At 61.9% G+C, this 1205-nt stretch carries 1 protein-coding gene and 1 tRNA gene; one reads left to right on the top strand and one right to left on the bottom strand.

The window, feature by feature from the left end; all coding sequences use genetic code 11:
* Nucleotides 1-104: 104 nt before the first annotated feature.
* Nucleotides 105-902, bottom strand: a complete 798-nt coding sequence (locus IE113_RS16125; RefSeq protein WP_189543355.1) for an enoyl-CoA hydratase/isomerase family protein — start codon at nt 900-902, stop codon at nt 105-107.
* 72 nt (nt 903-974) lie between these two features.
* Here IE113_RS16125 and IE113_RS16120 point away from each other — a divergent pair.
* Nucleotides 975-1048, top strand: a tRNA-Gly gene (locus tag IE113_RS16120).
* Nucleotides 1049-1205 lie beyond the last annotated feature (157 nt).

Genomic DNA, 1205 nt, shown 5'->3' with positions numbered 1-1205 from the left:
GGCCGAAAAGGCCAACCCTCACGTCTCAAAAGCCGCCATCAGACCCCTCGCGCCGCCGTCAAGCCAAAAACAGCCGGTTCTTCGAGGTGTCCAGTTCGTCCATTTCACTTGTTCTCCCAGCGCGGATCGCGCTTTTCGAAAAACGCGACGCGCGCCTCCATCGAATCCGCGGTCTGCGCCAGCATCACTTGCTGGCGATCCTCCAGCGCAAAGGCGTGCTCCATCGACCCGGCGTCGATGTTGAGATTGAGAGCATCCTTGGTCAGCCGCAGTCCCATCGGCGATGTCAGGAGCATTTCACCGGCCAACGCCAGCGCCTTGTCGAGCAAAGCCTCTTGCGGGACGATTTCCGAGATCAACCCGCACGCCGCCGCCTTGTCCGCGGTCATGAACCGGCCCGTCAGCAGGTATTCGCTGGCCACCGAACTGCCGACTAGGCGCGGCAGGAAATAGCTTGCCCCCATGTCGCACCCGCCCAAACCGATCTTGATGTAGGCCGCGTTCATCCGCAGATCCGGTGCGCCATAGCGCACATCGGACGACAGCAGCAGGGAGAACCCGCCACCGCACGCCGGCCCTTGCGCACAGGCAATGATCGGCTGGGGACACTTGCGCATTGCCTGCATCACCGCCGCGATCAACCGCTGGGTGCGCCAGCTCTGCTGGATCATCCCGGCGTTGTCGTCCCGGCTCCAACCCGTCAGATCCAGCCCGGCACAGAACGCCCGCCCTTCAGCCCGAAGGATCACCACCCGCACGTCCTGACGCTGTTGGAGTTCGGTGAAGTAATCCAGCAAAGCCTGGATCAGCGGTTCATTCATCGCATTCAGCCGGTCCGGCCGGTTCAGACTGACCACCTCGATCGCACCGCGCGACTCGATGGAAATCACTTGCTCGGTCATGCTGCATCCTCGTTTTCGGTTTGCAGCCAGTTGACCACCATTCCCCGCCGTGGCAAGGGCCTTCCCACCCGAGCGGGTGTAGCTCAATGGTAGAGCAGCAGCTTCCCAAGCTGAATACGAGGGTTCGATTCCCTTCACCCGCTCCATTTCCCCATCATATTGAGAATGGCGCGGCAGTGCGGAGACTCTGCGTCGATCCGGATCGCAGTTGGACACCTCGAAGAACCGGCTGTTTTTGGCTTGACGGCGGCGCGAGGGGTCTGATGGCGGCTTTTGAGACGTGAGGGTTGGCCTTTTCGGCCC

Origin of the sequence: Novosphingobium arvoryzae, from assembly GCF_014652615.1 — a bacterium.
Lineage (GTDB): Bacteria > Pseudomonadota > Alphaproteobacteria > Sphingomonadales > Sphingomonadaceae > Novosphingobium > Novosphingobium arvoryzae.
Note: the sequence above shows the minus strand (reverse complement) of the source record. Positions and strands in the feature narration are given on the sequence as shown.

What these genes read in the sequence shown, in the direction of transcription:
- IE113_RS16125 (WP_189543355.1), bottom strand. Translation starts at nt 902, where the DNA reads ATGACCGAGCAAGTGATTTCCATCGAGTCGCGCGGTGCGATCGAGGTG.